At 51.2% G+C, this 435-nt stretch carries 1 protein-coding gene; it reads right to left on the minus strand.

Going from position 1 to position 435, the window contains the following annotated elements:
• Window positions 1–210 precede the first annotated feature (210 nt).
• Window positions 211–435 (minus strand): hypothetical protein (locus EZV73_RS28440; RefSeq protein WP_240843940.1); only part of this gene is annotated, 225 nt, incomplete at its 5' end.

Below are 435 nucleotides of genomic sequence, written 5' to 3' on the forward strand. Positions count from 1 at the left end.
ATGGAAAACCAGGCTTCATAAAACGGCTTTGCGCCGCCAATCACCACCCAGTCATAGCCAAAGAGTAAACCACCGCAGGCGGCGACCAGACAGATAGTCCAGACGTAGCCCATTTTCAGATGTGTCTGCGCGTTATTCATAATGATTCCTCKATAAGGKAAACGCAGGGAACAGTAGGGTTCAGGCGGGCMAGACCCGCCTATTTAAGGTTCAGGAAAAAATACCGCTTTGCAGGGCATGCTGAATTAGATGCGCCTTATCGTRAACGGGGTTGATTTGCAGAAGCTGTTGCATCGCTTTCTGACTGGCGGGTTGGTTGCCTAGTCCCAGGTAGYCAAGCGCTTCAATAAACAAGCAGTGCTGACGGTGCAACTGCTGTCCCGATACATCGAGGACCACAAGATCTGGTAGCGAGACGGCAAAAAAGTCGGCTTG

Origin of the sequence: Acidaminobacter sp. JC074, from assembly GCF_022496765.1 — a bacterium.
In the GTDB taxonomy this organism is placed as follows: Bacteria; Bacillota; Clostridia; order Peptostreptococcales; family Acidaminobacteraceae; genus JABXKX01.